General features: G+C 41.3%; 1 protein-coding gene and 1 pseudogene. Both read left to right on the forward strand.

The window, feature by feature from the left end:
* A pseudogene (tuf, locus tag ACEW8F_RS10965) lies at nt 1-370 on the forward strand (elongation factor Tu); the annotation flags it as partial.
* A gap of 161 nt (nt 371-531) precedes the next feature.
* Entirely contained in the window at nt 532-1,398 is an 867-nt protein-coding gene (locus ACEW8F_RS10970; RefSeq protein WP_373483509.1) for a DegV family protein, read from the forward strand.
* Nucleotides 1,399-1,745: the final 347 nt, after the last annotated feature.

The following is a 1,745-nucleotide window of genomic DNA, read 5'->3' on the forward strand; positions in this document are numbered from 1 at the left end:
CGTTGGGGCATTATTACGTGGTGTTGACCGGACTCAAATCGAACGTGGTCAGGTACTGGCTAAGCCAGGTTCCATCAAACCACATACCCACTACTCATCAGAAGTATATGTCTTAACCAAAGAAGAAGGCGGACGTCATACACCATTCTTCGACGGCTACAGACCACAGTTCTACTTCAGAACAACTGACGTAACTGGTATCATCAAATTACCAGAAGGCGTAGAAATGGTAATGCCTGGCGATAACGTGCAAATGGAAATCACTCTGATCACTCCAATTGCGATCGAAGAAGGTTTACGTTTCGCGATTCGTGAAGGCGGACGTACCGTTGGTTCTGGTGTTGTTGCGAAAATGCTTGCTGACGCATAAGAATATTATCAATCAAAAATTTAACCGTCCTATTTATAGGGCGGTTTTTTTTACTTGCATATTGTTAAATTTTAAAGATAGTGATAAAATATGTATTCGAGGAAATTGATAAATTGCATAGAAGTTGAAAATTGCGTTTGGCAATTGGAAAGAAGTGAGAAATGATTAGACTCTTAGTTGACAGTATGTGCGATCTGCCAAAAGATTTTGTGAATCATCCCAAACTGGACATGATTTCGTTGAATGTTATTATTGAAGGCGTGGCCTATCGGGATAAGCGGGAAATTGATCTGGACGGTATGAATAAATTTATGGAGCAGGGAATTGTCCCGACCACATCCCAGGTGAACCCAGGGGATTTCATGGAATATTTTGAAGAATGTGCAAAAAATAATGTCGAATGCCTTTATCTGGCATTTACGTCAAAACTATCAGGAAGCTATGAAACCTCTTGTCTGATTCTAAAAGATGTAATGGAAAAATATCCTGATTTCAAATGCCGGATCGTCGACAGTCTCCACAGTGGTGGCAGCATTGGCTTGATTGCAGTTGAATTACTAAAACTGATCGATCAGGAAAAAGATTTGGATTATCTGGCCGCCGCGGCAGTTAAATTCATTCCCCATGCCCATTTTTACTTCAGTATTGAAGATCTTAACTGGCTCTATATGGGCGGGCGGGTTTCAAAAGGGACGGCTGTCGTTGGCGGTTTTCTGAAGATTCACCCGATCGTTTCGGTAGAAGAAGGGGAGCTGAAAATTATCGGCAAATCCCGGGGGACAAAAAAAGCGCAAAAGACGATTATTGATAAAACTGCCGAAAATATTGCTGGGTATCTGGACCAGAATGTCGGCATTGCCTATACGGGTTCGATGAAGCCGGTCGAAGAATATCAGGCGGCGCTTCGTCTGATGGGGGTTAAGAACATCGAACCAGTCCCGATTGGATGTGTTCTGGCGGCTCATCTGGGTCTTCAGGGGACAGGAATTTATTTTCTGGACATGCGGCCGGAAGAAATATTAAAATAAAAAAATAAATTTATGTAAAATTCTAAAAAACGCTTGCCAAAGGCGTTTTTTTCTTGTATAATGTGAAAGGTTGACACTCTGCGATGAAGTGAGAGGTTGCTGTCGCCTTAGACAGGTTTTTCCCATGGAGTATGTCACGATCTTTGAATCGGACGACAACCACTTAAAATCATGAGATTTTTGCAAAATGATCCGTCATTTTGCGAAAAAAAATAATGATGAAACACCCGGATGGGTTGACGAGTGGTTGGAGTACCTAAATGACGAGTAAAAATTGATAAGGAGGTAAAATTTAGGTATGGCAAAACAAAAAATCAGAATCAGATTAAAAGCGTTTGATCACAAAC

Source organism: Acetobacterium sp. (assembly GCF_041752335.1).
In the GTDB taxonomy this organism is placed as follows: domain Bacteria; phylum Bacillota; class Clostridia; order Eubacteriales; family Eubacteriaceae; genus Acetobacterium.

What these genes read in the sequence shown, in the direction of transcription:
- ACEW8F_RS10970 (WP_373483509.1), top strand. Translation starts at nt 532, where the DNA reads ATGATTAGACTCTTAGTTGACAGTATGTGCGATCTGCCAAAAGATTTT.